We start from the raw sequence: 25,959 nt of genomic DNA, 5'->3' as shown, positions 1-25,959 counted from the left end.
CCGGGCACTCCCTCGTCCGGCGCCGCTCGGTCTCGCGCCACCATGTCCATCGGCTCATGCCTCACCTCGCTCTGGTTCCCGTCCCGTGCGCCCCGCGGCCAGCAGCTGGTTCCGGATGCGTTTGCGGGCCCGGTGCAGCCTGCTCATCACCGTCCCCTTGGGGACGTCCAGCACCTGCGCCGCTTCCGCGTACGACAGCCCGTCCACATGCACCAGCCGTACGACCTGCTGGTCGCGGAGCGGCAGTGCGGTGAACGCGGCGTCCACGGCCTCGTCGAACGCGGTGTCCACCACCAGCTCCTCCGGGGTGGCGCCGCGGGCCGGGGAGAGCCGTTCCAGCTCGGTGTCCGGGTCGTCCAGCAGGCGGGGCCGTCGCTGGCGGCGGCGGCTCACCTCCGCGTGGCGCATGATCGTCAGCAACCAGGCCCGAGGATGTCTCCCGTCAAAACGGCCGACTGCCCGGTACGCCCGTAGTAACGTGTCCTGCACGAGATCTTCGGCGTCGGCGCGCTGAGCGGTCAGAGACATCGCCACGCGCAGCAGCACTTCGATCTCGGGCAGCACGTACTGGGTGAACATGCGTTGCTGATGGGCGTCCGGGTCAGCCACGTGTGCCTCCTCGGATCCGGACCCCCCGGGGACGCGAAAGCGACATATCACACCCTGTGTAACATCTCGCTCACAGCGCCGCACGGGATGGTCGGCGATCCGAGTGGCACAGCGACGGGAAGCCGATGGGCCGGGTGGTACCGGTCGCCTGGTTACGCGTCGACGGAGACCAGCACCTTGCCCTCGGACGTCACGACCTCGAAGTGGTCGACGTCGGAACGCTTCATGCCCGTTCCGCCGTGCGCCCACAGCGGGGCTCTGGCGGCCGCGTCAGGGCTGTTCTTGATCCCGTATCCCCGCTCGGGCACGGACCACGTCGTCATGGTCTGCTTCTTGCCGTCGTGGGAGACCGCGACCAGGCTGCAGCTCAGCGGGCCCTTGACGTTGCCCAGCCTGAGCATCCCGTCGAGGCCCCACATCTTCTCCTCCATGGCGATCGCCGCGGTCACCTTGGTGTCCGGGTCGGTGGCCTCGACCTTGTCCGTCATGCCCGCGAAGAGCTGGCTCTCGCTGGCCGCGGACGCGACCGGCGGCTCGGCGCCGGAGTCCGAACCCGAGGTGACGGCCATCGTGCCGAGCGGTCCGCCGATGATCAGGGCGGCCGCCGCCGCGACCAGGTAGAGGCCGCGCCGCTTGCGCTTGCTGCGCGCCGCGGCGACCTCGCCGACCATGCGGTTCAGCAGGGCGGGTCCCGGCTTGGCCGTCAGGGTGTCGATAGCGGTGGGGGTGGCGGTGAACGCGTGCGGGGTGTGGCCCGTGATCGCGGTCCGGCCGGGTGCCCCGTGGATGCCGGGGATATCGGCCGCGAGATCCGCGAGCAGGGGTTCCAGCCCGGTCAGTTCGTCGAGCTGGCGGCCGCACTGGTCGCAACCTGCCAGGTGCTCCTCGAAGTACGTGGCCTCCGCCTCGTCGAGCACGCCGAGCACATACGCGCCAACGGCGTCGTGTCCCGCGTGGTGCGCCTGCGCTGTCATGCCGTCACTCCTCTCTCCTCAAGCGCGAGCTTCATGGAGCGCAGCGCGTAGAAGACCCGGGACCGAACCGTCCCGCTGGGTATGCCGAGCGTTTCCGCCGCTTCATTGACCGTACGACCCTTGAAGTAGGTCTCGACGAGCACCTCGCGGTGGGCGTCGCTGAGGTCGTGCATCGCGTCGGAAAGTGTCATCAGCCGTAGTGCCCGGTCGATCTCGTCCTCCGCCGGCATGAGTTCCAGTGGAGACGGGTCGACCTCCTGGGGCCTGGCCTGCCTGCTGCGGTGTCCGTCGATGACGATGCGCCGCGCGACCGTGACCAGCCAGGGCCGGATGGAACCGGTGGCCCGGGACAGCTGGTCCGCGTTCCGCCAGGCGCGGACCAGGGTCTCCTGCACGACGTCCTCCGCGCGATGGCGATCGCCCGCGACCAGACGCAGTACGAACGCGAGCAACGGTCCGGCGTGCTCCTGGTAGAGCGCACGCATGAGTTGCTCGTCCGGTGTACCGCGCTGCGATCTGGACGGACGCTCATCGGCCACGGCGGCGTCGTCGTGCACCAGAACCTCCAGGACAGGACCTGAGTTGGACAACATCAACTGACGACTCCCGGTCTGTGCCCCGGGGGGGTGGGGTGGCCATGTCGGCCTCTTCCTCCCTTCGTACGGACGGGAGGGGGCGGCCACTCAACGCGTCGGGAAGAAAGTTCCGATCAGTTCCTGGAGTTGCCCGGAGGGGGAGGTGGGTGAAGGGGCCTCAGGTGATGGCCGAGCTGAGCACATGCGGCTGGACCTTGCCCTCCAGCATTGCGCCGAGCCCTTCCACCGCGCACACACCCGGGTTGTCCGCGATGTTCACCGGGACACCGGTCGCATCCCGCAGCAGGGTGTCCAGACCGGGCAGCACCGCGCTGCCGCCCGCCAGCATGATGCCGCGGTCGGCGAGGTCGGCCACCAGGTCGGGCGGGCATTGGCGCAGCACGGCGCTGATCGCGTCGAGGATGCCGGTCAGCGGGGTGCGGATGGCGTTGCGTACGCCCTCGACGTCGACCGTGACGGACCGGGCGAGCCCGGTGGCCACGTCGCGGCCGTGCACCTCGGTGCCGAGCGAGGCCAGCGCCGTGTCGCCGAGGACCAGGTGCAGCGGGCGGACGGCCTGGCTGGGCAGCGTCAGCGCGTGCGCGTTGCGCAGGTGCTGGACGACGGCGTGGTCGACCGTCTCGCCGCCGACCGGGACCCGCTCGGCGGCCACGATCGAGCCCAGCGACAACACCGCGACCTGGGTGGTGGCCGCGCCGCACACCACGATCATGGTCGCCTCGGGCCGTTCCACGGGCAGCCCGCAGCCCACGGCGGCGGCGATCAGCGTGTCCACCAGCTCGACCCGCTTGGCGCCGAGCCCGGCGAGGGTCTCCAGGGCGGCGCGCTGGGCGAGCGGATCGGCGTCGTGCGGTACGCAGACGGCGGCGCTCGGCCTCGGTTTGCGGCGCCAGGCGCGGCGCAGCTTGCTGCCGAGGAGCAGCCGCAGCATGCGCTGCGCCATGGCGATGTCGACGACGGTGCCGCCCGCCACCGGGCGCACGACCCGGATGTGGGCGGGCGTACGGCCCGCCATGCGCTCGGCGAACGCCCCGACCGCGATCACCGCGCCGGTGCGGGTGTTGACGGCGGCGACGGTGGGCTCGTCGACGATCAGGCCGGTGCGCTTGAGGTAGACGCGGGTCCTGGACGCTCCGAGGTCCACGGCGATGGAGCAGCGACGCAGCCGCTCAAGGCTGATGCTCATATGCCATCGTGTGCGGCCGGACGCGGTCGCTGCCTCCGGAGGTGCGCCGGTCGGGCGAGCGCCGCCACCCCTAGCCCTTGGCGTCCGCGTAGCACTCCACCGCCGCCACCGTGAGGGGGAAGCGGACCGGGGTGTGGCCGAAGGCGATGGTGCCCGCCGCTTCGCCCGCCTCCGCGATCGCCTGCCGCACCGCCGCCACCTCCGGCTCCGGGCAGTGCACGATCACCTCGTCGTGCTGGAAGAAGACCAGCTCGGCGCGGAGCCCGGCGGCGGCCAGGGCGCGGCGCAGCGCCGCGAGCATCAGCACCGCCCAGTCGGCCGCGCTGCCCTGGACCACGAAGTTCCGGGTGAAGCGGCCGCGGGCGCGGGCGCTCGGGGTGCTGCCGTAACGCGGCTCCTCCTCCAGATCGCGCGGCAGGCCCGCCTCGTCGGCCGGGTCGGCGGCGGCGCCACCGGCCGGTGGGCAGGTGCGGCCCAGCCAGGTGCGCACCAGCCGCCCCTCCTCGCCCGCGCGGGCCGCGTCGTCCACGTAGGCCACGGCCGCCGGGAAGCGGCGGCGGAGCGCGGCGAGGTGCTTGAGGCCGTCGCCCGAGGTCTGCCCGTAGACGGCGCCGAGCAGCGCGAGCTTGGCCTGGTCGCGGCGGCCCGCGAAGGCGCGGTCGGACAGCTCCGCGTACAGATCCCGGCCGGTGCCCGCGACCTCCATCAGCCCCGGGTCGCGGGAGATCGCGGCGAGCACCCGGGGCTCCATCTGGTCGGCGTCGGCGACGACCAGCCGCCAGCCCGGGTCGGCGACGACCGCGCGCCGCACCACCTTGGGGATCTGGAGGGCCCCGCCGCCGTGGGTGGTCCAGCGGCCGGAGACGGTGCCGCCGGGCAGGTATTCGGGGCGGAAGCGGCCGTCGCGCACCCAGGACTGGAGCCAGGACCAGCCGTGGGCCGTATGAAGCCGGTAGAGCTTCTTGTACCGCAGCAGCGGCTCCACCGCCGGATGGTCGATCTCCTTCAGCTCCCACGCCCGGGTGGAGGTGAGCGCGATCCCGGCGCGCCCGAACGCCCGGATGACGTCGGCGGGCAGATCGGGCCGCACCCGCACCCCCTCCCCGAAGGCGCGGGACACCTCGTCGGCCAGCTCGGCCATCCGCCGCGGCTCAAGCCCGCCCGGATAGCGCTCGCCCAGCAGCTCGTCCAGCAACTCCCGGTGGCGGTCGGCCCGCCAGGGCACCCCGGCGCGCCGCATCTCGGCGGCGACCAGGGTCCCGGCCGATTCGGCGGTGGTCAGCAGCCGCATCCGGTCCGGGTGCCCGGCCTCCTCGGTACGGGCCAGCTGCGCCTGGTACACCGCGAGCAGCACGTCGAGCGGGTCGGTGCCGGGCGGCAGCGGCGGCGGGCCGGGCTCGAACAGCGACGGCTGGGTCTGGGCGGCCCGGACCGGCGGATCCTCGGGCACCGGCAGTCCGCGCAGCCGGGCCCAGGCCGCGGCGAGCGAGCGCGGGGCGCCCGAGCGCCCCTCGTGGCCGAGCAGCAGGGCCTCGGCCGCCTCCACGTCGTAGCACCGCTCGACCCGGACCCCGGCCTTCAGCAGCCGGGGGTAGACCTCGGCGGTGGACCGCCACACCCACCGGTCGGCCTCCGGGTGGGACCGCACGGCTTCGGCGATCCCGCCCCGCGCCGCCGGGACCTCGGTGACCGGCCCGGCGGCCTTCCCCGTGGCGTCCAGCGGGCAGAGACGGACACCCCCGTCGCCCGTCTCTGCCGCTGCCCACCTCATGACCGTGAGTCTGGCAGGGGGGTCTGACAACGGCCCGACAGCGGCTTGGGCAGCAACGGCCACCGTTGCGAAAGGGGTTGACCCCTCGACCGGGCGGCTCTACGGTCCGTTCGCAATGACGGATCGTGTTCGAAATATCGACCGGGCGGAGCGCGTGGCTGCCCGGGCCTCTCGAACCCTGGAGCCTTCCATGACCCGCATCCGCACCAGAGCGCTGCCGCTGCTGGCGGCCGCGCTGCTCGCGCTCGTCGCCCTGCTGCAGACGGGCAACGCCTCCGCCGCGAAGGCCGAACCGGCGGCGAAGGCCGCACCGGACACGAAGGCCGCGCTGGCCGCACCGGCCGCTTCCCCAGAGGTGAGGGCCGGGAGCTTCACCAATCCGGTCGTGACGCAGAACGGCGCGGACCCGACGATCATCCGCTACGCCGGGTACTACTACCACCTGGGCACCACCTGGGCCTCCCACTGGGAGATGCGCCGGTCGCCCACGCTCGGCGGGCTGAAGAGCGCGGCGCCCACCACCGTGTACCGCGAGACCGTGGCGTCCCGCTGCTGCAACTTCTGGGCGCCCGAACTGCACCGGCTGAACGGCCCGAACGGGCTGCGCTGGTATCTGACGTACAGCGCGGGCGTCTCGGCGAACATCGACCACCAGCACGTCCATGTGCTGGAGAGCGCCGGTTCCAATCCGCTGGGCCCGTACACGTACAAGGGCCAGGTCGATCCGTACGGCGACAACCGCTGGATGATCGACAGCAGCTATCTGTCGATGCCGGACGGCCGCCTCTACATGCTGTACTCCTTCTGGGAGGGCGGTTCGCAGAACCTCTACGCGGTCCGGATGAGCAACCCGTGGACCCCGACCGGCGCCGGTGTACGGATCGCCACGCCCTCCTACGGCTGGGAGAAGTCGGGCAGCGCGGTCAACGAGGGGCCGGTCATCCTGCAGCACGGCGGCCGGACCTTCCTCACCTTCTCCGCCTCGCACTGCGACACCCCGGACTACAAGCTCGGGCTGATGGAGCTGACCGGGAGCGATCCGCTGGCGGCGGGCGCGTGGAAGAAGTTCGCCAACCCGGTCTTCCAGCGCAATGACGCGGCCGGGGTGTACGGGCCGGGCCACAACTTCTTCTTCCCCTCGCCCGACGGCAAGGAGGTCTGGATGGCCTACCACGCCAACGCCAAGGCCACGGACGGCTGCAGCGGCTCCCGTACCACCCGGGCGCAGAAGGTGAACTGGAACGCGGACGGCACCCCGAACTTCGGCGTCCCCGCCTCCACGTCCACCGCCCTGGCCGAGCCCTCCGGCACCCCGGCGGCCCTCCGGCGCTGACGCCGCCCGCCGCCACCTGCACGACAGAGGACGTCCCGCGGGCCAACCCGCGGGGCGTCCTCATCGTCTTTTATGACGACTGCCCCATGACGACTGACGCGCTCCGCGCGGGGCAGAAGACGCGATGATCATCCGGGTGGGACTCTTGCACGTGCATTTGCCCATGCATATGCACAGGAATGCGGCTATGATCCGAGTCAGTTGACAGTTGCACTAACAGTGGAGAGCCCTGTGCGCGACCACCCGTACAACGGCATGGCGGCCGCGGACCTTCAAGGGGTCGTCTGGCAGAAGAGCAGGCACAGCAATTCCCAGGGATCCTGTGTCGAGTTCGCCAAGCTGCCCGGCGGGCACGTGGCCGTACGGAACTCCCGCTTCCCGGACGGACCGGCGCTCGTCTACACCCCCGCCGAGGTCGAGGCGATGCTGCTCGGCGTCAAGGACGGGGAATTCGATCACCTGGCGCACGACCCGGCAGGCCGTGCGTGAGAGAGCGCGTGTGAGCGACACTGGTAGTGATCGGTGGGGGTCCTACTGATGTGAGACGGCGGGTGAGCGATGAACGGCTCGGTCCGCGTCGGACATGTCCTCGGGGTGCCCCTCCGGATGCACTGGAGCGCTCCGGTGCTGATCGTCCTGCTTGCCTATGGGCTCGGCCGCGAGACGCTGCCCGCCTGGACGCCCGGCCGGACCGGACTCGTGTACGTGGTCGCGAGCGTGATCGGCGCCCTTCTGCTGATGGGGAGCCTGCTGCTGCATGAGGCCGCGCACGCGGTCACCGCGCGCGGCAAGGGCGTCTCGGTCGAGGACGTCACCCTGTGGGCGCTCGGCGGCATGACCCAGATGGGGCGGCCGCGCACCGCCCGGATCGCCCTGCTCGTGGCCATCAGCGGCCCGCTCACCAGCCTGGCCATCGGCGGCGTCGCCGTCGGCGCCGGGATCGGGGCCAACGCGCTGGCCGGGTGGGGGGTGCCCGCGGCGGTGCTGATCTGGCTGGGCTGGGCCAATCTGCTGCTCGGGGTGTTCAACCTGGTACCCGCGGCCCCGCTGGACGGCGGCCGGGTGGTGCAGGCCGTGCTGTGGTGGCGTACGGGCGACCGGGAGCGGGCCGAGCGGGCGGCCGGGCGCAGCGGCCAGATCTTCGGGATCCTGCTCATCGCGATCGGCTGGTTCTCGTTCGTGCGCGGCGAGGGCGGCGGGCTGTGGCTCGCGCTCGTCGGGCTGTTCATCATGGTGATCGCCAACGCGGAGCGGCAGCGGGCCGGTGTGAACACCGCGCTGCGCGGGGTGCGGGCGGGCGACGCGATGTCGTCCCCGGTCGCGACGGGTGCCGACTGGCTGCCGGTGGGGCGGTTCATCGACGAGGTGGCGGCGCACTCCCGCCATTCGACGCTGCCGCTGCTGGACTTCGAGGGCAGGCCCAGCGGTGTCGTGGCGCTGCGCGCGCTGGCGGCGGTACCGGCCGGGATGCGGGAGGAGCGGCGGGTGCGCGAGGTGGCGACGCCGATCGCGCGGTGCACGGTCGCGACGTCGGACGAGCTGCTGAGCGAGGTGCTGGAGCGGGCCCGGCCGGGGGTCGCGGGGATGCCGGTGCTGGTGGTGGACGACGGGCATCTGGAGGGGATCGTCACCGCCCACGATGTGTCGCGCCTCTTCCAGCTGCACTCGCTGGGCATCACGACGGCGCCACCGGAGGCGACGCCCCACTGAGCGGCCCCGATACGTCAGGGCCGGGGCAGCCGGAACAGGGCCCAGACGATCTTGCCGGGCAGCGTGCCCGCCAGTGGGTGCCAGCCCCAGCCGTCGGTGAACGACTCCACCAGATACAGCCCCCGCCCCGACTCCGCGCAGGAACCGGCCTCCCCGGTGACCGGCCCGTCCTCGCTGGGGTCGCGTACGGCACACACCAGCCGTGAGGCGGAGTACATCAAGTGGAGCCGCACCAGGGGCGGTTCGTGGCCGTCGCCCTCAGGCTGGGCGCCCGGCCGCACCCCGGCGACCGCGTGCCGCAGCGCGTTGGTGACCAGTTCGGAGACGACGAGGGCGACCTCGTCCAGCAGCTCGGGCAGACCCCACTGGCGCAGCGTGGTCCCGGTGAACTGCCGCGCCCCCTTGACCGCGTCGTAGCGCGCGGGGAGCGCACAGGAGACGGCGCCGGAGACGGCGGAAGGATCGATCGCGGGAAGCCCTCTCCACTGCGGTTCCAGCAGGGCCGAACCTTCGCTCCCCATGCGAGCACTCCTGCATCCGTGGCCCTGACGAATCCTGGCCAGATCTCGTACGAGCTTGCACGTGCGCGACCCCCATGGTTTCGAATGCCGACGGCAGATGCAAGGGCAAATGCACGTGCACGCAGTAGAATTGGGATACTGCATTACGCTTTGCCGCACTTTCTGCCTACGTAGATGTGCGTAGTCCTCCCACCCGGGTAACGGCATGGGCACAGACCGAAGCCCGGAAAGTGGCAGACTTCGGCCTGCCGGGTGCGGGGGCCCCAACGCCGGAAGAGTGCATTCCGTACAGGGAGGGTCACGGACAGATGGCAGCGAGCGAGTCGAGCGGATCGGTGGTGCGCCGCATTCTCCTGGGCTCCCAACTCAGGCGGCTGCGCGAGGCCCGGGGCATCACCCGCGAGGCGGCGGGCTACTCGATCCGCGCCTCCGAATCCAAGATCAGCCGGATGGAACTGGGCCGGGTGGGCTTCAAGGCGCGCGATATCGAGGACCTGCTCACCCTCTACGGCGTCACCGAGGAGGCGGAGCGGGCGCCGCTGCTCGGGCTCGCCCGCGAGGCCAACCTGACCGGGTGGTGGCACAGTTACGGCGATGTGCTGCCGGGCTGGTTCCAGACGTACGTCGGCCTGGAGGGCGCCGCCTCGCACATCGCCGTCTACGAGGTCCAGTTCATCCACGGCCTGCTGCAGACCGAGGGCTACGCCCACGCCGTGGTCACCCGGGGCCAGCCGCAGGCGTGCGACTCCGAGGTGGACAAGCGGGTCGCGCTGCGGCTGGAGCGGCAGAAGCTGCTGGTCTCCGAGCGGGCTCCGGCGTTCCACGTGGTGCTGGACGAGGCCGCGCTGCGCCGCCCGTACGGCGGGCCGGAGGTGATGCGCGCCCAGATACGGCACCTCATCTCCGTCTCCGAGCAGCCGAACGTGACGCTCCAGGTGATGCCGTTCGCCTTCGGCGGGCACGCGGGGGAGAGCGGTGCGTTCACCCTGCTCCGGTTCCCGGAGTCAGACCTCCCGGACATCGTCTATCTGGAACAGCTCACCAGCGCCCTCTACCTCGACAAACCCGATGAAGTGGGGCAGTACGAGCGGGTGTTGGGGCGGCTCGGCGCGGACGCTCTGTCCCCGGAGAAGAGCCGCGACCTGCTCGGGGGGCTCCTGCGCGAGGTCTGACCGATCAGTAGGATGACGTTCTGTCAGGAATACCCCCCACGCGTGCGCGGGTTCCCGGATGCGGTCCCGCGTCCTCCAGATAGGGATGGCATGTCCTACTTCTCCGAGTTGGCCTTTCAGTACATCGGCGGTGAGTGGCGCACCGGCAGCGGTTCCTGGGACATCGTCGACTTCAACCCGTACGACGGGGAGAAGCTGGCCTCCATCACCGTGGCCACCGTCGACGAGGTCGACCTCGCCTACCGCACCGCCGAGCGGGCCCAGCCGGAGTGGGCGGCCCGCAACCCGTACGCCCGGCGGGCGGTCTTCGAGCGCGCGCTGCGCGTCATCGAGGAGCGCGAGAAGGAGCTGACCGAGGCGATCATCGCGGAGTGCGGCGGCACCCACGTCAAGGCGGGCTTCGAACTGCACCTCGCCAAGGAGTTCCTGCGCGAGGCGGTCCAGCTGGCGCTGCGCCCCGAGGGCCGCATCCTGCCGTCGCCCGACGACGGCAAGGAGAACCGCCTCTACCGGGTGCCGGTCGGCGTCGTCGGCGTGATCAGCCCGTTCAACTTCCCCTTCCTGCTGTCGCTGAAGTCGGTCGCCCCGGCGCTGGCCCTCGGCAACGCCGTCGTCCTCAAACCGCACCAGAACACCCCGATATGCGGCGGCGGTCTGGTCGCGAAGATCTTCGAGGAGGCCGGACTCCCGGCCGGGCTGCTCAACGTGGTCATCACCGACATCGCGGAGATCGGCGACGCCCTGGTCGAGCACCCGGTCCCGAAGGTCATCTCGTTCACCGGCTCCGACAAGGTCGGCCGCCACGTCGCCACCGTCGCGGCCTCGCACTTCAAGCGGTCCATCCTGGAGCTGGGCGGCAACAGCGCCCTGATCGTGCTGGACGACGCCGACCTCGACTACGCGGTGGACGCCGCGGTGTTCAGCCGCTTCGTCCACCAGGGGCAGGTCTGCATGGCGGCCAACCGGGTGCTGGTGGACCGGTCGGTGGAGCGCGCGTTCACCGAGAAGTTCGTCGCCAAGGTGAAGACGCTGACGGTGGGCGACCCGGGCGATCCGGCCACCCACATCGGCCCGCTGATCAACGAGGGCCAGGCCGAGGCCATCACCGCGCTCGTCGACCAGACGATCGCCGACGGCGCGACCGCGCTGGTGCGGGGGCGCACCGAGGGCACCCTGGTCGAGCCGAGCGTGCTCGGCGACGTGCCCGAGGGCTCGGCGATCCTCCGGCAGGAGGTCTTCGGCCCGGTCGTGGTGCTGATCCCGTTCGACGGTGACGAAGAGGCCGTACGGATCGCCAACGACACCGACTACGGCCTCAGCGGCGCCGTGCACACCGGCGACATCGAGCGCGGGGTGCGGCTCGCCAAGCGCGTCCACACCGGCATGATCCATGTGAACGACAGCACCGTGCACGACGAGCCGATCGTGCCCTTCGGCGGCGAGAAGCACTCGGGGCTCGGGCGGCTCAACGGGGAATCGATGGTCGACGACTTCACCACCACCAAGTGGATCTCGATCCAGCACGGCCGCAGCCAGTTCCCGTTCTGAGGCGCCACCCCGGGAAGGCTTGCGGACAGAAGCTGACCGCAAGCCTTCCTAATGTGGTGTTCATCGAAGGGCGCCCGCCCCGGGCGTCCTCCTGATGAGAGGCGGCAGCCATGCCCACCGTCGTGAACTCCGAAGCCTGTAAGGACGAGCGCTCCGCGCTGCTGGCCTATCTGGACGCGCAGCGCGGCGGCATCCGGCGCGCCGTGCACGGTCTGACCGAGGAGCAGGCCCGCAGCGCGCCGAGCGCCAGCGCGCTGTCGCTGGCCGGGCTGATCAAGCATGTGACCGACGGCGAACTGGGCTGGGTCCGCACGGGCCAGGGCCATGCGGAGCGGCTGTCGAAGGAGGCGCTGGCGGAATTCGAGGCCGGATTCGTCCCCACGGCCGACGAGACGGTGCCGGTGCTGCTGGAGCGGTACGAGGCGGCGGCGCGCGCGACCGACGAGGCCGTGCTCGCGCTGTCCTCGATGGACGAGACGTTCGAGGCGCCCCGCATGCCCTGGGACGAGGGCGGCACCCGCACCTGGCGCTGGCTGGTCCTCCACATGATCGAGGAGGTCGCCCGGCACGCGGGGCACGCGGACGTCATCCGCGAGACGATCGACGGGAAGGGCGCGTTCGATCTGGTCTTCGAGACCGGTGCGATGCCCGAGCCCGATTGGTCGCTCATGGAGGGCTGACACCCCTAATCTGGACCCCAGCGCAGGTCAAGCGGGGGCAGGATGGGGAGACGGGCACATGTCAGCGATCCGGCTGCTGGTGCTGGGGGCGGTCCGCCAGCACGGGCGGGCACACGGCTATCAGGTCCGTAACGACCTGGAGTTCTGGGGCGCGCACGAATGGTCCAACGCCAAGCCCGGATCGATCTACCACGCGCTCAAGCAGATGGCGAAGCAAGGCCTGATGCGCGCCCACGACGTGGCCCCGAGCACCGCGGGCGGCCCGCCGCGCACCGAGTACGAGCTGACCGCGGCGGGCGAGACGGAGTACTTCAAGCTGCTCCGGGACGCCCTGCTGCGGCACGACCAGAAGATCGACGAGCTGACGGCCGGGGTCGGCTTCATCGTCGACCTGCCGCGCGCCGAGGCCATCACGCTGCTGAAGGAGCGGGTGGCCGCGCTGGAGGGGTGGCGGGCCGAGGTCACCCGGCACTGGTCGCCGCCGGGGGACAGCCCCGATGAGTGGGGCCACATCGGCGAGATCATGAAGTTCTGGGTCCACTCGGCCGACAGCGGAGCCGAGTGGACCCGCGGGCTGATCGAGCGCCTTGAGGGCGGGGCGTACGTCATGGCGGGCGAGGGGGAGCGCTCGGTGGACGTCCTGCCGGAGGGAGCGCCGAACCCGTACGCGGAGCCCTCGGACCCGGATGACACCGAGGACTCCCGCGAGTAAGACTCTCTCCGTACCGCTGTCCACCGCCCGTTGGCGCTCCCGCTGGTCTTCTTCCCGCTCTCCGCGGGCCGTTACCGGGGGCTCAGCCGCTGAGTGGCCGACGGGTCGTCCCCGATGCCACGTATGTCACAGCCCCACCCACCGTCGCCGGATGCGGATACGGTGCACGTATGGGGAACGACACGGCGGGCATGGGGGCGGCACGGACGAGCAGGCCCGGTTACGCCCTGCTCCTCGCCGCCGGGCCGATGGGCAAGCAGCGGCTGATGGACGCGGCCGCCGCGCTGCCACAGCTCGCGGCCGTGCCGCCGGCCGCGCTGCTGGGCACGCCCGGCGGCGCCAGCGTCGTCCAACTCGTGGACCCCGCCGATCCGCAGACCGTGCTGACGCATCTGCGGACGGCGGCCGCCCATCCGGGGCCGGTGCTCATCTACCTCGCGGGTCAGCTCACCCTCGATCACAAGCAGCGGCTGCCGCACTTCGCGCTGGCCCGTACGACGCCGAGGACCGCCCGCTACAGCGCGCTGCCGTGGCACTGGCTGGCCGCCGAGCTGGCCGGGCGGCCGCCGGGCAGCACCACGGTGCTCGCCGATCTGGTGGCCGACGAGACGACCTGGCCGCGGCTGTCCGACGGGCGGCTGGCGGTCGACACGCTCGCCTCCGGGCTGACCCTGTACGGGACGATCGCCCCGGCCCCGCCCAAGCGGCGGACCGCGGCGCCGGTCTACAGCCGCGCCCTCGCCGGGCTGCTGCGCGGCGCCGCGGACGGCCCGGAGTTCGCCCTGCTGCACCAGCAGGCCGCCGCCGAGGCGGGTCTGGGCGCCGGACCTGGGCTGCTGCTGGGCGCCCCGGTGGAGGGCTACGCGGCGTACGAGGCCTCGCGGGCGTACGACGTGTCGCGGGCGTACGAGGCGCCCGGCGCCTACGAGGCGTCGGGGGCGTACGGCGCGCCCGGCGCGCCCGGCGCGTACGAACCACAGCACGCGCACGGGACCCGCGAGCCCCAGAAGCCCCAACACCCCCAGCAGTTCCGGGCATCGGCCGTACCCGCCGTACCGGGCGACGCCACGCCACCCGCCTCGCCGCCCCCGCCCGCCGCACCGCCCGGGGCCGCCGCGCCCGCCCCCGATCCGCACGGCGCGATATTCGAGGCCGCGCACGCCGGGCGGCACAGCGAGGCCGCCTCGATGGCCGCCGCCTGGGAGCAGGAGGCCCTCAGGGCGGCCGGTCCGCGCTCCTCCGAGGCGATCCACTGGCTGGAGGTCCGCGCCGACCTCGCCCGGATCGCCGGGGACCCGGCCCGCGCGTGTGAGCTGTGGCTGTCGGTGGCCGACGCCCGGCTGGGCAACGGCGAGGCGACCGGGCACCCCGAGGTGGAGGGGGCTGTGGACCGGGCCCACCACCAGTGGCAGTTCGTCCAGGAACCGGCTCGGGCGCATGCCCTCGCGCCGATGCTGATCGATCTGCGGGGCCGGGTGCCGGGCCGCAGACCGGGCGCCCTGGAGGCCGTACGGCGCAGGGTCGAGCTGCTCCGCACCACCGCGCAGGCGCGCTGACCCCTGAAGGACGCCGCACCTAGTGGTGGAAGGCCGTGGCGACGGTCTCGGACCGGCCCATCGGCCCCGGCTGCTTCCGCAGTTCGGGCAGGAGCGTCCGCAGATCGTCCAGGAACAGGTCGGACAGGTCCGCCGAGAAGCCGTTGCGGCACACCACCCGCAGCACGGACAGGTCCTCGCGGTGCGCGGGGAACGAGTACGCGGGCACCAGCCAGCCGTGTTCGCGCAGCCGCCGCGACACGTCGTACACGTCGAAGCTGGTGACCTCCGCCGCCGTCGTGAAGGCGAAGACCGGCAGCTGGTCGCCGCGCGTGAGCATCCTGAAGTCGCCCAGCTCCGCGATCCGTGTCGAGAGCGAGCAGGCCACGTCGCGGGAGGTCTGCTGGACGGCGCGGAAGCCGTCCCGGCCCAGCCGCAGGAAGGTGTAGTACTGGGCGGCCACCTGGGCGCCGGGCCGGGAGAAGTTGAGCGCGAAGGTCGGCATCTCGCCGCCCAGGTAGTTGACCCGGAAGACCAGTTCCTCGGGCAGGCACTCCGGGGTGCGCCACAGCGCCCAGCCCACGCCCGGGTAGACCAGGCCGTACTTGTGCCCCGAGGTGTTGATGGAGGAGACCCGGGGCAGCCGGAAGTCCCACAGCAGATCCGGGTCGAGGAACGGTGCCACCATGGCGCCCGAGGCGCCGTCCACATGGACCGGTACGTCGAGCCCGGTGCGCTCCTGGAGGTCGTCCAGGGCCGCGCACACGTCGGCGACCGGCTCGTACGATCCGTCGAAGGTCGAGCCGAGCACGGTGACGACCCCGATGGTGTTCTCGTCGCACAGCTCGGCGGCGGCCCGCGGGTCGAGGTGGAACCGCTCGCCCTCCATGGGGACCTGCCGCGGCTCCACCTCCCAGTAGGCGCAGAACTTCTCCCAGCACACCTGGGTGTTGATCCCCATGACCAGATTCGGCCGCGCGGTGGCCGGATAGCGGACGGGATTCCGCTTGGCCCAGCGCCGCTTGAAGGCCAGCCCGGCGAGCATGCACGCCTCGCTCGAACCGGTCGTGGAGCAGCCCATCACCGTCGTCGGGTCGGGGGCGTGCCACAGGTCGGCCAGGATGGTCACGCAGCGGTGCTCCAGCTCCGCGGTGCGCGGGTACTCGTCCTTGTCGATCATGTTCTTGTCGCGGCAGTCGGACATCAGCCGCCCGGCCTGTCCCTCCATCCACGTGGTGACGAAGGTGGCGAGATTCTGACGGGCGTTGCCGTCGAGCATCAGCTCGTCGTGCACCAGCTGGTACGCGGCGGAGGGCGCCATGGGCCCGTCCGGGAGGCAGCGGCGCGGCGGGTTCGTCGTCATGCCGCTGACCGGATCGGCCACGCCGTAGAAGGGGTTGACCGAGATGTCGGGCCGCTTTGTCTCGCCGCGCCTGCCGCCGTGAAGTGCCATGCCCGTTAAATTACGGACATACAGCCCAAACGGCGTGCTTCCCGCGCCGTCAGCCCGCGCCGTCAGCCCGCGCTGCTGACCGACAGCTTCGCCGCGAACCCCAGGAACGCCGCCCCCGCGCCCGCCGACAGCCCGGCCGTCAGCCGCTTGCGCCGCCGGAAGAGGGCCGCGAGATACGTACCACCGAAGATCAGCATCGACAGATAGGTGATGCTGAACAGCTCCGCCCACGCGCCCAGCGTCACGAACGACAGCGCCGGATGGGCGTACTCCGGATCCACGAACTGCACGAAGAAGGAGATGAAGAACAGGATCGCCTTCGGGTTCAGCAGGCTCACGATCAGGGCCCGCCGGTAGGGCCGCTCGACCACCCCGGACGGACCGGCCCCCGCACCGCCCTCGGAAGGCCCGTCGGAGGCCTCGGGCACGCCGCCCGGCCCCTGGCGCCACAGCTTCCGCGCCCCGCGCAGCAGGCCCACCGCGAGCCAGGTCAGATAGCCCGCACCGGCGAACTTCACCACGGCGAAGAGCGCCGGGCTCGCCTGCAGCAGCGACGCCACGCCGCCCGCGGACAGCGCCATCAGCACCGCGTCCCCGCACAGCACCCCGGCCGCCGCCTGGTACGCGGTACGCGGACCGCGGCGCGCGGCGACGGACACCACATAGAGCGAGTTCGGGCCCGGCAGCAGGATGATCAGGGCGAGGCCCGCCAGATACGTCGAAAGATCGGTTATCCCCAGCACACCCGGCAGGATGCCAGGCGGCGCGGATTCCGCCCGGATGATTTCGGCATGCGGACTTGCACCTCACGTGACGTGAGGCGCCACCGTGAAGCGCGTACGGAACACCCCGTACATCACCACCAGGGAGAGCGGACCAGGGCATGAGCTACTCGGTGGGACGGGTCGCGGACCTCGCGGGCGTTACGGTGCGCACGCTGCACCACTACGACGAGATCGGGCTGCTGCGCCCGAGCGCCCGCAGCACGGCCGGGCACCGGCGGTACGACGACGCCGACCTCGACCGGCTGCAGAGCATCCTGTTCTACCGGGAACTCGGCTTTCCGCTCGACGAGGTGGCGGTCCTCCTCGACGACCCGGACGTGGACCCGCGGGTCCATCTGCGGCGCCAGCACGCGCTGCTGACCGACCGGATCGGGCAGCTGGAGAAGATGGCCGCCGCCGTCGAACGCGCCATGGAGGCACGGAAGATGGGCATCAATCTGACCCCCGAGGAGAAGTTCGAGGTCTTCGGCGACTTCGACCCGGACCAGTACGCGGGCGAGGTGGAGGAGCGCTGGGGGAACACCGAGGCGTACCGGGAGTCCCAGCGCAAGGCGGCCACGTACACCAAGGAGGACTGGCAGCGGATCCAGGCCGAGGCCGACGCGCTCAACGACCGCTTCGTCGCGCTGATGGAGTCGGGCGCCGCGCCGGAGTCCGAGGCCGCGATGGACCTCGCCGAGGAGCACCGGGAGGGGATCAGCCGGAACCACTACGACTGCTCCCACCAGCTCCACGCCTGCATCGCCGAGAATTATGTGACGGACCAGCGCTTCACCGAGAACATCGACAAGGCCAAGCCGGGGCTGGCCGCGTACCTCCGGGACGCGATCCGGGCCAACGCGGAGCGCCACGGGTAGCGGGTGCCTTCTGGGCGAGGGGTGGCGGGCGAGGGGCGGCGGGCGGCCAGCGGGAACCACGGGCACCCACAGGGCGTTGATAGCTTTGGGCGGCACACTGCGAAGCGATGTACCCCGCAGCAGTCCGTACCCCGACCCTGCGGCCGGGCCTCGCACGAGCACGAGCCTGCATCCCTCGACCCAGGAGCCTGTGACCCGTGACCACCCTCGCGCTCGGCCCTCAGTGGCTGGACCCGGACTATCTGATCGAAACCTTCGGGCTGCTCGGCGTGCTGGCCATCGTCTTCGCGGAGTCCGGCCTGCTCATCGGCTTCTTCCTGCCGGGCGACTCGCTGCTGTTCACCACCGGTCTGCTGGTCACCACCGATGTGATCAAGCAGGATCTGTGGCTGGTGTGCACGGCCGTCGCCGTCGCGGCGATCGTCGGTGACCAGGTCGGATATCTCTTCGGCCGGAAGGTCGGGCCCGCGCTGTTCAAGCGCCCGGACTCCAAGCTCTTCAAGCAGGAGAACGTGGAGAAGGCGCATGAGTTCTTCGAGAAGCACGGCCCGAAGTCGCTGATCCTGGCCCGTTTCGTGCCCATCGTGCGCACGTTCACGCCGATCATCGCGGGCGTGAGCCGGATGAACTACCGCTCGTTCATCATCTTCAACATCGTCGGCGGTGTGCTGTGGGGCACAGGCGTGACCCTGCTGGGCGCGGCGCTCGGCAAGGTCGATTTCGTCCACAAGCACATCGAGCTGATCCTGATCGGCATCGTCGTGCTGTCCGTCATCCCGATTGTGATCGAATTTTTGCGGGCTCGTAGCAAGTCCAAGAAGGAAGCCGCCGAGGCCCCGGCCGGGCCCGCGGCCGACCAGCAGGGCCCGCGCGGCCGCCACGCCAAGCGCTAGAGCCCGTACGCCCAGCGCCGACCCGCCCCGCGCGCCCCGCGGATCTTCACCGTCACTTCACAGGGCTCACTGCCCTACACACCCGTCGCACACGCCGCCCCCACTCCCACTCGGCGGCCACCTCCCCGCACAATGGGCTTCGGTGGCCGCCGATGTTGCATCGTGGCTGCCACAGAAGTGCACGGGGAGGCGGTCGAGGAGCGAGGCAGTGGGGTCGGAGCGACAGTACGGGCAGCGTGGCGCGGGCACGCAGGAGGCGGACACGGCGGCGGACCGCAAGCCGCAGTCCGACGAGGCGCGCAGCGCCTTCACGCCGCCGCAGGGGGTACCGAGGCGGCCCTCGCCTGATGGCGAGCACCCGACCTCGGAATTCGCCATTCCCGAGGGGCTGACCACCGAGTGCTCCGCTCCCGAGCCGGAAAGCTCGGCCTTCGTGCCGCCCGCCGGGGTCACCACCTCGTCCAACCAGACCACCGGCGGCTTCCCGGCCTTCACGCCGCCGAACGGCATACCCATGGTCCGGCTGACCAAGGACGCGCCCTGGCAGGACCGGATGCGCACGATGCTGCGGATGCCGATCAGCGAGCGCCCGACCCCGGAGCAGCGCTCCGAGCCGGAGGACGACACGGGCCCGGCCGTCCCGCGCGTGCTCGACCTCGTCCTCCGTATCGCCGAGCTGCTGCTCGCGGGCGGTGAGGGCGCCGAGGACGTCGAGGCGGCGATGCTCGGCGTGGCGCACGCGTACGGGCTCGACCGCTGCGAGCCCACGGTGACCTTCACCCTGCTGTCGGTCAGCTACCAGCCCTCGCTGGTGGACGACCCGGTCACCGCCAGCCGTACGGTGCGCCGCCGGGGCACCGACTACACCCGGCTGTCGGCCGTCTTCCGGCTCGTGGACGACATCACCTCACAGGACGACTTCACGCTGGAGGAGGCGTACCGGCGGCTCGCCGAGATCCGCCGTAACCGCCACCCGTACCCCGGCTGGGCGCTCACCGTGGCCGCGGGCGGGCTGGCCGGAGCGGCGAGCATGCTGGTCGGCGGCGCGTGGCCGGTCTTCTTCGCGGCGGCGATCGGCGCGATGCTGGGCGACCGGCTGGCGTGGCTGGCGTCGGGGCGCGGGCTGCCGGAGTTCTACCAGTTCGTGGTCGCGGCGATGCCGCCCGCCGCGATGGGCATCGCGCTCAGCCTCCTGGGCGCCGGACTCCAGTCGTCCGCGGTGATCACCGGTGGACTGTTCGCGCTGATCCCCGGGCGGGCCCTGGTGGCGAGCGTCCAGGACGGGCTGACCGGGTATTACATCACCGCCGCGGCCCGGCTGCTGGAGGTCGGCTACCTGATCGTCGGCATCGTCTGCGGCGTGCTCACCGTGCTGTACGGCGGGCTCCAGCTGAACGCCAAGCTGAACCCGGAGGCGGCGCTGGTGGGCCAGCCGGAGCCGATCGTCCAGATACTGGCGGCGATGCTGCTGGCGCTGACGTTCTGCATCCTGCTCCAGCAGGAACGTCACACCGTGCTGTTCGCCACGCTCAACGGCGGGGTCGCCTGGGTGGTCTACGGCGCGCTCACCGACACCGCCGACGTCCCGCCCGTCGCCGCCACGACCGTGGCCGCCGGGCTGGTCGGCCTCTTCGGGCAGCTGCTCTCCCGCTACCGCTACGCGTCCGCGCTGCCGTACGTCACGGCGGCGATCGGGCCGCTGCTGCCCGGTAGCGCGACGTACTTCGGACTGCTCGCGCTCGCCCAGGGAAATCTGGACCGCGGCATCCCCCATCTCACCCAGGCGGCGGCACTGGCCCTGGCGATCGCCATCGGGGTGAACCTGGGTGGCGAGGCGGCCCGGCTGTTCCTCAAGGTCCCGGGTGGCGGGGACGACCCCTCAGGGCGTCGCGCGGCCAAGCGGACCCGCGGCTTCTGACCCGCTGCTGGCCCGCTTCTGACCTGCGTAAACGCCGAACGGGCCGGTCGTGTGACCGGCCCGTTCGAATGGGGTGGCTCAGTGGCCGCCCGACGCCTCCAGGCGCTTGATGGACGCCTCCACCTCGGCCTCGGCCTCGGCGCGGCCCACCCAGTTGGCCCCCTCGACCGACTTGCCGGGCTCCAGGTCCTTGTAGACCTCGAAGAAGTGCTGGATCTCCAGGCGGTCGAACTCGGACACGTGGTGAATGTCACGCAGGTGCTCGACCCGCGGGTCCGACGCGGGCACGCACAGCAGCTTGTCGTCGCCGCCCGCCTCGTCGGTCATCCTGAACATGCCGATCGCACGGCACTTGATCAGGCAGCCGGGGAACGTCGGCTCGTCGAGAATGACCAGGGCGTCCAGCGGGTCGCCGTCCTCGCCGAGGGTGTTCTCGACAAAGCCGTAGTCCGCGGGGTAGCTGGTCGAAGTGAAGAGTCGACGGTCGAGACGGATGCGCCCCGTCTCGTGGTCCACCTCGTACTTGTTCCGCGAACCCTTCGGGATCTCGATGGTGACGTCGAACTCCACGGGTGGCTCCTCCATGATCAACACATACGTCTGGTGATTAAGTGTCCCCCACGCAGGTGTGTGGTGGCGAAAGGGGCTGGTCCGTCGTGCCTGAAGCCAGATCACGGCAGTTCAGGGAGTTGCTCGCGCGCGGGCGCACCCTCGTGCGGGACCAGTGGCGCCACGTCGCCGCCGTCGGGGTCCGGCTCCGCGACCTCTGGTGGAACCGCCCGGTCCGCGAACGGCCGTGGCACGGCCGGGTCCGCGACCTGTGGCACCGCTCCGGGCTCCGCGACCGCTGGCAGCGCACCCCGCCCCAACAGCGCCGCACCTGGCGGCTGGTGGCCGTATCCGGAACGGTCGGCCTCGCCGTCGCCGCCGGGTCCGTGCTCGCCGCCGGGCCCTGGGACACCGGTCAGCGTACGGCCGAACGCGCCCGCGCGGCCCGGGGCCCGGACCCGGGTGGCGAGCGTCACCCCGGCAGCCCCGCCCCCAGCGCCTCGCCCGTGCTGGCCGCCCTCGGCGCGCCCGGCGCCGTACCGTCGCCGGACAGCGGCGAGGACGCGGTGCCGCCGCCGACCGGCGGCGGGCTCGCCGACGCCCTCGAACCGCTGCTGGACGACCCCGCGCTGGGCGGCGAGCGCTCCGCGTCCGTCGTGGATGTGACGACGGGACAGCAGGTGTTCGGGACCGGCGCGAAGGGCGCCGTGGTGCCCGCGTCGACCATCAAGCTGGCGACCGGCGCCGCCGCGCTCTCCGCCCTCGGCCCCGACTACCGGATCAAGACCACCGTGGTCCGGAGCGGCGATCGCGTCGTACTCGTGGGCGGCGGCGACCCGACCCTCACCGCCCGCGACGCCAAGGGCGACGAGGCCCCCGCCTCGCTGCGCCGCCTCGCCGACGACACCGCCCGCGCCCTGAAGAAGCGCGGCACGGAGTCCATCCGGCTCGGGTACGACACCTCGCTGTACTCCGGTCCTGAGCTGCACCCCATCGGCCCCAACGAGAACATCTCGCCCGTCACCGCGCTGATGGCCGACGAGGGCAGGCTGGACGACAGCGACCACGGCCCGGCCGCGCGCTCCGAGGACCCCGCCGCCGACGCGGCCGGAGCGTTCGCTGAGATGCTGCGCGACCGAGGCGTCGAGGTGACCGGGGAACCGAAGAGCGAGACGGCCGGAAAGCGCCCCCAGCCGCTGGCCACCGTCCGCTCCCAGCCGCTGTCCGCGCTCGTCGAGCGGATGCTGACCAACAGCGACAACGACATCGCCGAGGCGCTGGCCCGGCAGACCGCCGTCGCCTCCGGCGAGACCGCGAGCTTCGGCGGCGCGGCGAAGGCCGTCACCGCCCGGCTGAAGAAGCTCGGGCTGCCGGTCTCCGGCGCCCGGATCGCGGACGGCAGCGGGCTCGACCGCGACGACCGCGTCTCCGCCGCGCTGCTCGCCCGGGTCCTGGTGCAGGCCTCGGACATCGGCCACCCCGAGCTGCGGCCGCTGCTCACCGGGCTGCCGGTGGCCGGATTCAGCGGCACCCTGCGCACCCGCTACGACGCGGACACCGTCGGCCGCGGCGTGGTGCGCGCCAAGACCGGCACCCTGACCGGGGTCAACACGCTGGCGGGCAGCGTGGTCGACGCCGACGGGCGGCTGCTGGTCTTCGCCTTCATGACCAACGGCACCACGGACCCCACCGGCGCCCAGCGCGCCCTGGACACGATGGCCTCGGCGCTCGCCAACTGCGGATGCCGGTGAGACGAGGGCGACGAGGGGGCCGCGGGTGACGCGTCGCCCGGTCGGGCCGGGGGCGGCCGGGTGTGCGGGGGACTCGTCTCCTCCCGGATGCGGCGCGGGCCACGTACCGTGAAGCCATGACGAGCATCGGTGGTGTGGAGATGGTCGACTGGAACCTGGCCGTCGCGACCGCGACCCGGCTGGTGCGCCCGGGCCCGGAGGTCAGCCGGGACGAGGCGCGCGCCGTCGTCGCGGAGTTGCGTCGGCACGCGAAATCCTCGGAGGAGCACGTCCGCGCCTTCACCCGGATGGCCGTCCCCGGCGGTCCGGCCGCCGATACCCCCGTCCTCGTCGTGGACCGCGCGGGCTGGATCCGGGCCAACGTCGCGGGCTTCCGCCAGATCCTGTCGCCGCTGCTGGGCAAGATGCAGGACCGGCGCGGCGGACTGCCCGGCGGGGCGGTGCTGGGCGCGGTCGGCGGCAAGGTCACCGGCGTGGAGCTGGGGATGCTGCTGTCGTTCCTGGCCTCCCGGGTGCTCGGCCAGTACGAGACGTTCGCCCCGGCCACCCGCGAGCTGCCCGCAGGAGCCGCGGGCGGCGGGCGGCTGCTGCTGGTGGCGCCCAACATCGTCCACGTGGAGCGCGAGCTGGACGTGGCCCCGCACGACTTCCGGCTGTGGGTCTCGCTGCACGAGGAGACGCACCGTACGCAGTTCACGGCGGTGCCCTGGCTGCGCGACCACATCGAGTCCGAGATCCAGGCGTTCCTGGGCGAGACCGACGTGGATCCGGCCACCTTGCTGGAGCGGATCCGGGAGGCCGTCCAGTCGCTGGGCGGCGGGCGGCCGGACGGCGAGGAGGCCGCGGAGCGCGGCGGCGCGTCCAGCATCATCGAGCTGGTCCAGACCCCGGCCCAGCGCGAGATCCTGGCCCGGTTGACCGCCGTGATGTCGCTGCTGGAGGGGCACGCGGACTACGTGATGGACGGGGTCGGGCCGGACGTCGTGCCCTCCGTGGCCGAGATCCGCGAGAAGTTCCAGAAGCGGCGGGCGAGCGGCGCGGGCCGCCTCGACCAGGCACTGCGCAAGCTGCTGGGGCTCGACGCCAAGCTGCGGCAGTACCGTGACGGTGAGCGGTTCGTGCGGTCCGTGGTGGAACAGGTCGGTATGGACGGCTTCAACCGGGTCTGGACGTCCCCGAACACGCTCCCGACCAAATCGGAGATCAGCAAACCCGCGGAGTGGGTCGCGCGGGTGCACCGTAAGGCGGAGTCGTGAAACCGGCTCACTTGGGAACGGACGAATGCTCCCGTTAATCACTCGTCCGAGGGACCGTTAGCGACGGGTAGGCGTGCGATGCTCGGGGAACAGCTCGCTTCTGTCACCATCGACATACACAGCGTGACGAATCCCCCCGCGTAACGACATTCTCGTACGCCCCCCGAGGCACCCCCTCGCATGACAGATGGGAAACGGACATGGGTCCCCATCCAGCGGTCGCCGCGATACGCCTGGCGGTCCGCCGCGTCCTCCACGACGTCCTCGTCGCCTCCCCGGCCACCTCCGCCACCGCGCCGCCCTCCCCGGCTCCCCCCGGCTCCCCGGCCCAGGCGCCCGCCCCCCGCGGCTCCGCCCCCCGTGCGGCCCGCCCCCTCGTGCTCGCCGCCGTCTCCGGCGGCGCCGACTCCATGGCCCTCGCCTCCGCGCTCGCCTTCGAGGCCCCCCGGCTCGGTCTGCGCGCCGGCGGCGTCACCGTCGACCACGGCCTCCAGCCCGGCTCCGACCTGCGCGCCGCCGAGGTCGCCGACCGGATGCGGGAACTGGGCCTGGCCCCCGTCGAGTCCATCGCCGTGTCCGTCGGCCGGGACGGCGGTCCCGAGGCCGCCGCCCGGGACGCCCGCTACGCCGCCCTCGACGCCGCCGCCGAGCGCTACGACGCCGCGGCCGTGCTGCTCGGCCACACCCGCGACGACCAGGCCGAGACGGTTCTGCTGGGCCTCGCCCGCGGCTCCGGCACCCGCTCGCTCTCCGGCATGGCCCGCGTCTCCGGCACCGGCGGCCGCTACCGCCGCCCCTTCCTCCAGCTCGACCGGCACACCGTCCGTCAGGCCTGCCTGATCCAGGCGCTGCCCGTCTGGGACGACCCGCACAACGTGGACCCGGCCTACACCCGCTCCCGGGTCCGCCACGAGGCCCTGCCGGTCCTGGAGAAGGCCCTCGGCAAGGGCGTCGTCGAGGCCCTCGCCCGCACCGCCCAGCTCTCCCGCGACGACGCCGACGCCCTCGACGCCTGGGCCGCCCGCGCGGAGGCCGACGTCCTGCGCACCGCCCCGGCCCCCGCCCCCGGGGCCGGGTCCGGTGAGCCGGACGCCGTCGAGCTGGACACCGTCGGGCTGCACGGGCTGCCCCCCGCCGTGCGCCGCCGGGTGCTGCGCCGCGCCGCCATCGCCGCGGGCGCGCCCGCGGGTTCGCTCTTCGCCCGTCACATCGAGGAAGTCGACCGGCTGATCACCGGCTGGCGGGGTCAGCGGGCCATCAACCTCCCCGGCCGCGTCGAAGTCCGCCGGGAGGGTGGCAGACTGGTCATCCGGCAGGGCTGATCCGCCCGAGCCAGATGAGCCGGTTACGTCGAACGAGAGTGGCGCGGGTGGACGACAAGGACATGGGCACCGACCTCAAGTCGGTCCTCATCACCGAGCAAGAGATCAACGAGAAGCTGGCCGAGCTGGCCGCCCGCGTCGACGCCGAGTACGAGGGCAAGGACCTGCTCATCGTCGGCGTCCTCAAGGGCGCGGTGATGGTGATGGCGGACCTGGCGCGAGCCCTCTCGACGCCTGTCACGATGGACTGGATGGCCGTGTCGTCGTACGGCGCGGGCACCCAGTCCTCGGGCGTGGTGCGGATCCTCAAGGACCTGGACACCGACATCAAGGGCAAGCACGTCCTGATCGTCGAGGACATCATCGACTCCGGTCTGACGCTGTCCTGGCTGCTGTCGAACCTGGGGTCCCGCGAGCCCGCCTCACTGAACGTGTGCACGCTGCTGCGCAAGCCGGAGGCGGCCAAGGTCGCCATCGACGTGAAGTGGGTCGGCTTCGACATCCCGAACGAGTTCGTCGTCGGATACGGCCTCGACTACTCGGAGAAGTACCGCAACCTGCGGTTCGTCGGGACCCTGGCCCCGCACGTCTACGGCGGCTGAGGCACGCCGCCTCCCCCTGGGAACCTGGCGCGGTCTTCCGCCGTTGGAGCAGGGGAAGGCGGATGTGTTAACGCTCCACGGCGGCGTCGGGTGACAATGCTGGGGTACCGTCCGAAGGTCAGTCTTTTTCGAGACTGAGGATTACACAGCTCATACACCACTAAATACACCGCAATACACCGCACGCACAGGCGCCCCTCCAGGGCTGCCGTGCCTCACTGTGGCA

24 protein-coding genes are annotated in these 25,959 nt (G+C 71.9%); 15 read left to right on the top strand and 9 right to left on the bottom strand.

What is annotated here, in order from left to right:
- Positions 1 to 54: 54 nt before the first annotated feature.
- From ACWC5C_RS07675 to ACWC5C_RS07655, 5 genes are all read right to left on the bottom strand, one after another.
- Entirely contained in the window at positions 55 to 609 is a 555-nt protein-coding gene (locus tag ACWC5C_RS07675; protein ID WP_358614826.1) for an RNA polymerase sigma factor, read from the bottom strand.
- 152 nt (positions 610 to 761) lie between these two features.
- Complete coding sequence (locus ACWC5C_RS07670; RefSeq protein WP_450874553.1) at positions 762 to 1,583, bottom strand: zf-HC2 domain-containing protein; 822 nt, start codon at positions 1,581 to 1,583, stop codon at positions 762 to 764.
- Positions 1,580 to 2,176 carry a sigma-70 family RNA polymerase sigma factor gene (locus ACWC5C_RS07665; RefSeq protein WP_050799946.1) on the bottom strand — a complete coding sequence of 199 codons (597 nt, stop codon included), beginning with the start codon at positions 2,174 to 2,176 and terminating at the stop codon, positions 1,580 to 1,582. Before ACWC5C_RS07665 ends, ACWC5C_RS07670 begins: the two co-directional genes overlap by 4 nt.
- A 160-nt stretch (positions 2,177 to 2,336) precedes the next feature.
- On the bottom strand, positions 2,337 to 3,365 hold the full coding sequence (locus ACWC5C_RS07660) for a rod shape-determining protein (RefSeq protein ID WP_450874552.1): 1,029 nt from the start codon (positions 3,363 to 3,365) through the stop codon (positions 2,337 to 2,339).
- 70 nt (positions 3,366 to 3,435) lie between these two features.
- On the bottom strand, positions 3,436 to 5,136 hold the full coding sequence (locus ACWC5C_RS07655; RefSeq protein WP_450874551.1) for a bifunctional 3'-5' exonuclease/DNA polymerase: 1,701 nt from the start codon (positions 5,134 to 5,136) through the stop codon (positions 3,436 to 3,438).
- 190 nt (positions 5,137 to 5,326) lie between these two features.
- On the opposite strand from ACWC5C_RS07655, the gene ACWC5C_RS07650 reads away from it, so the two are divergent.
- The 3 genes from ACWC5C_RS07650 (at position 5,327) to ACWC5C_RS07640 (ending at position 8,179) form a co-directional block, all read left to right on the top strand.
- Complete coding sequence (locus ACWC5C_RS07650) at positions 5,327 to 6,469, top strand: glycoside hydrolase family 43 protein (protein ID WP_450874550.1); 1,143 nt, start codon at positions 5,327 to 5,329, stop codon at positions 6,467 to 6,469.
- Between the two features lie 255 nt (positions 6,470 to 6,724).
- Positions 6,725 to 6,958: a DUF397 domain-containing protein gene (locus tag ACWC5C_RS07645; protein WP_385436367.1), complete on the top strand. Its 234-nt coding sequence runs from the start codon at positions 6,725 to 6,727 to the stop codon at positions 6,956 to 6,958.
- Positions 6,959 to 7,027: 69 nt separating this feature from the next.
- A complete protein-coding gene (locus tag ACWC5C_RS07640; RefSeq protein ID WP_450874549.1) occupies positions 7,028 to 8,179 on the top strand; it encodes a site-2 protease family protein in 1,152 nt (383 codons plus the stop codon).
- Between the two features lie 14 nt (positions 8,180 to 8,193).
- Here the strand turns inward: ACWC5C_RS07640 and ACWC5C_RS07635 are convergent, their stop codons facing one another.
- Positions 8,194 to 8,700, bottom strand: a complete 507-nt coding sequence (locus tag ACWC5C_RS07635; protein ID WP_450874548.1) for an ATP-binding protein — start codon at positions 8,698 to 8,700, stop codon at positions 8,194 to 8,196.
- A gap of 308 nt (positions 8,701 to 9,008) precedes the next feature.
- Between ACWC5C_RS07635 and ACWC5C_RS07630 the strand changes: the two genes are divergently transcribed.
- From ACWC5C_RS07630 to ACWC5C_RS07610, 5 genes are all read left to right on the top strand, one after another.
- Complete coding sequence (locus ACWC5C_RS07630; RefSeq protein ID WP_450874547.1) at positions 9,009 to 9,872, top strand: helix-turn-helix domain-containing protein; 864 nt, start codon at positions 9,009 to 9,011, stop codon at positions 9,870 to 9,872.
- 90 nt (positions 9,873 to 9,962) lie between these two features.
- Positions 9,963 to 11,420 (top strand): aldehyde dehydrogenase family protein, encoded by a 1,458-nt coding sequence (locus ACWC5C_RS07625; protein WP_450874546.1) that lies wholly within the window; start codon positions 9,963 to 9,965, stop codon positions 11,418 to 11,420.
- A gap of 110 nt (positions 11,421 to 11,530) precedes the next feature.
- Positions 11,531 to 12,100, top strand: coding sequence for a DinB family protein (locus ACWC5C_RS07620; protein WP_450874545.1), 570 nt, complete (start codon positions 11,531 to 11,533; stop codon positions 12,098 to 12,100).
- Positions 12,101 to 12,158: 58 nt separating this feature from the next.
- The gene (locus ACWC5C_RS07615) at positions 12,159 to 12,812 is read left to right on the top strand and encodes a PadR family transcriptional regulator (protein ID WP_450874544.1); all 654 of its coding nucleotides are present in this window, start codon (positions 12,159 to 12,161) and stop codon (positions 12,810 to 12,812) included.
- Positions 12,813 to 12,982: 170 nt separating this feature from the next.
- Positions 12,983 to 14,368 (top strand): hypothetical protein, encoded by a 1,386-nt coding sequence (locus ACWC5C_RS07610; protein ID WP_450874543.1) that lies wholly within the window; start codon positions 12,983 to 12,985, stop codon positions 14,366 to 14,368.
- Positions 14,369 to 14,387: 19 nt separating this feature from the next.
- On the opposite strand, the gene ACWC5C_RS07605 is transcribed toward ACWC5C_RS07610, so the two are convergent.
- Both ACWC5C_RS07605 and leuE read right to left on the bottom strand, forming a co-directional pair.
- Entirely contained in the window at positions 14,388 to 15,800 is a 1,413-nt protein-coding gene (locus ACWC5C_RS07605) for a glutamate decarboxylase (protein ID WP_450874542.1), read from the bottom strand.
- Positions 15,801 to 15,862: 62 nt separating this feature from the next.
- On the bottom strand, positions 15,863 to 16,543 hold the full coding sequence (leuE, locus tag ACWC5C_RS07600; RefSeq protein ID WP_450874541.1) for a leucine efflux protein LeuE: 681 nt from the start codon (positions 16,541 to 16,543) through the stop codon (positions 15,863 to 15,865).
- Positions 16,544 to 16,683: 140 nt separating this feature from the next.
- Between leuE and ACWC5C_RS07595 the strand changes: the two genes are divergently transcribed.
- The 3 genes from ACWC5C_RS07595 to ACWC5C_RS07585 all read left to right on the top strand — a co-directional run bounded on the left by ACWC5C_RS07595 (position 16,684) and on the right by ACWC5C_RS07585 (position 20,253).
- Positions 16,684 to 17,442 (top strand): MerR family transcriptional regulator, encoded by a 759-nt coding sequence (locus ACWC5C_RS07595; RefSeq protein WP_450874540.1) that lies wholly within the window; start codon positions 16,684 to 16,686, stop codon positions 17,440 to 17,442.
- Positions 17,443 to 17,639: 197 nt separating this feature from the next.
- Positions 17,640 to 18,335, top strand: coding sequence for a DedA family protein (locus ACWC5C_RS07590; RefSeq protein ID WP_450874539.1), 696 nt, complete (start codon positions 17,640 to 17,642; stop codon positions 18,333 to 18,335).
- Positions 18,336 to 18,543: 208 nt separating this feature from the next.
- A complete protein-coding gene (locus ACWC5C_RS07585; RefSeq protein WP_450874538.1) occupies positions 18,544 to 20,253 on the top strand; it encodes a threonine/serine ThrE exporter family protein in 1,710 nt (569 codons plus the stop codon).
- A 78-nt stretch (positions 20,254 to 20,331) separates the two neighbouring features.
- On the opposite strand, the gene ACWC5C_RS07580 is transcribed toward ACWC5C_RS07585, so the two are convergent.
- Positions 20,332 to 20,823, bottom strand: a complete 492-nt coding sequence (locus ACWC5C_RS07580) for an inorganic diphosphatase (RefSeq protein WP_009716864.1) — start codon at positions 20,821 to 20,823, stop codon at positions 20,332 to 20,334.
- A 248-nt stretch (positions 20,824 to 21,071) separates the two neighbouring features.
- Between ACWC5C_RS07580 and dacB the strand changes: the two genes are divergently transcribed.
- The 4 genes from dacB to hpt all read left to right on the top strand — a co-directional run bounded on the left by dacB (position 21,072) and on the right by hpt (position 25,733).
- Positions 21,072 to 22,553: a D-alanyl-D-alanine carboxypeptidase/D-alanyl-D-alanine endopeptidase gene (gene dacB / locus ACWC5C_RS07575; RefSeq protein ID WP_450874714.1), complete on the top strand. Its 1,482-nt coding sequence runs from the start codon at positions 21,072 to 21,074 to the stop codon at positions 22,551 to 22,553.
- 116 nt (positions 22,554 to 22,669) lie between these two features.
- Positions 22,670 to 23,809, top strand: a complete 1,140-nt coding sequence (locus ACWC5C_RS07570; RefSeq protein ID WP_450874537.1) for a zinc-dependent metalloprotease — start codon at positions 22,670 to 22,672, stop codon at positions 23,807 to 23,809.
- Positions 23,810 to 24,009: 200 nt separating this feature from the next.
- Positions 24,010 to 25,131 carry a tRNA lysidine(34) synthetase TilS gene (tilS, locus tag ACWC5C_RS07565; RefSeq protein ID WP_450874536.1) on the top strand — a complete coding sequence of 374 codons (1,122 nt, stop codon included), beginning with the start codon at positions 24,010 to 24,012 and terminating at the stop codon, positions 25,129 to 25,131.
- A gap of 62 nt (positions 25,132 to 25,193) precedes the next feature.
- Positions 25,194 to 25,733 (top strand): hypoxanthine phosphoribosyltransferase, encoded by a 540-nt coding sequence (hpt, locus tag ACWC5C_RS07560; protein WP_385436369.1) that lies wholly within the window; start codon positions 25,194 to 25,196, stop codon positions 25,731 to 25,733.
- Positions 25,734 to 25,959: the final 226 nt, after the last annotated feature.

The sequence above is a fragment of the Streptomyces sp. NPDC001700 genome (genome assembly GCF_053596435.1).
Note: the sequence above shows the minus strand (reverse complement) of the source record. Positions and strands in the feature narration are given on the sequence as shown.

What these genes read in the sequence shown, in the direction of transcription:
- ACWC5C_RS07670 (WP_450874553.1), bottom strand. Translation starts at nt 1,583, where the DNA reads ATGACAGCGCAGGCGCACCACGCGGGACACGACGCCGTTGGCGCGTAT.
- ACWC5C_RS07665 (WP_050799946.1), bottom strand. Translation starts at nt 2,176, where the DNA reads ATGTTGTCCAACTCAGGTCCTGTCCTGGAGGTTCTGGTGCACGACGAC.
- ACWC5C_RS07660 (WP_450874552.1), bottom strand. Translation starts at nt 3,365, where the DNA reads ATGAGCATCAGCCTTGAGCGGCTGCGTCGCTGCTCCATCGCCGTGGAC.
- ACWC5C_RS07655 (WP_450874551.1), bottom strand. Translation starts at nt 5,136, where the DNA reads ATGAGGTGGGCAGCGGCAGAGACGGGCGACGGGGGTGTCCGTCTCTGC.
- ACWC5C_RS07650 (WP_450874550.1), top strand. Translation starts at nt 5,327, where the DNA reads ATGACCCGCATCCGCACCAGAGCGCTGCCGCTGCTGGCGGCCGCGCTG.
- ACWC5C_RS07645 (WP_385436367.1), top strand. Translation starts at nt 6,725, where the DNA reads ATGGCGGCCGCGGACCTTCAAGGGGTCGTCTGGCAGAAGAGCAGGCAC.
- ACWC5C_RS07640 (WP_450874549.1), top strand. Translation starts at nt 7,028, where the DNA reads ATGAACGGCTCGGTCCGCGTCGGACATGTCCTCGGGGTGCCCCTCCGG.
- ACWC5C_RS07635 (WP_450874548.1), bottom strand. Translation starts at nt 8,700, where the DNA reads ATGGGGAGCGAAGGTTCGGCCCTGCTGGAACCGCAGTGGAGAGGGCTT.
- ACWC5C_RS07630 (WP_450874547.1), top strand. Translation starts at nt 9,009, where the DNA reads ATGGCAGCGAGCGAGTCGAGCGGATCGGTGGTGCGCCGCATTCTCCTG.
- ACWC5C_RS07625 (WP_450874546.1), top strand. Translation starts at nt 9,963, where the DNA reads ATGTCCTACTTCTCCGAGTTGGCCTTTCAGTACATCGGCGGTGAGTGG.
- ACWC5C_RS07620 (WP_450874545.1), top strand. Translation starts at nt 11,531, where the DNA reads ATGCCCACCGTCGTGAACTCCGAAGCCTGTAAGGACGAGCGCTCCGCG.
- ACWC5C_RS07615 (WP_450874544.1), top strand. Translation starts at nt 12,159, where the DNA reads ATGTCAGCGATCCGGCTGCTGGTGCTGGGGGCGGTCCGCCAGCACGGG.
- ACWC5C_RS07610 (WP_450874543.1), top strand. Translation starts at nt 12,983, where the DNA reads ATGGGGAACGACACGGCGGGCATGGGGGCGGCACGGACGAGCAGGCCC.
- ACWC5C_RS07605 (WP_450874542.1), bottom strand. Translation starts at nt 15,800, where the DNA reads ATGGCACTTCACGGCGGCAGGCGCGGCGAGACAAAGCGGCCCGACATC.
- ACWC5C_RS07595 (WP_450874540.1), top strand. Translation starts at nt 16,684, where the DNA reads ATGAGCTACTCGGTGGGACGGGTCGCGGACCTCGCGGGCGTTACGGTG.
- ACWC5C_RS07570 (WP_450874537.1), top strand. Translation starts at nt 22,670, where the DNA reads ATGACGAGCATCGGTGGTGTGGAGATGGTCGACTGGAACCTGGCCGTC.
- tilS (WP_450874536.1), top strand. Translation starts at nt 24,010, where the DNA reads ATGGGTCCCCATCCAGCGGTCGCCGCGATACGCCTGGCGGTCCGCCGC.
- hpt (WP_385436369.1), top strand. Translation starts at nt 25,194, where the DNA reads ATGGGCACCGACCTCAAGTCGGTCCTCATCACCGAGCAAGAGATCAAC.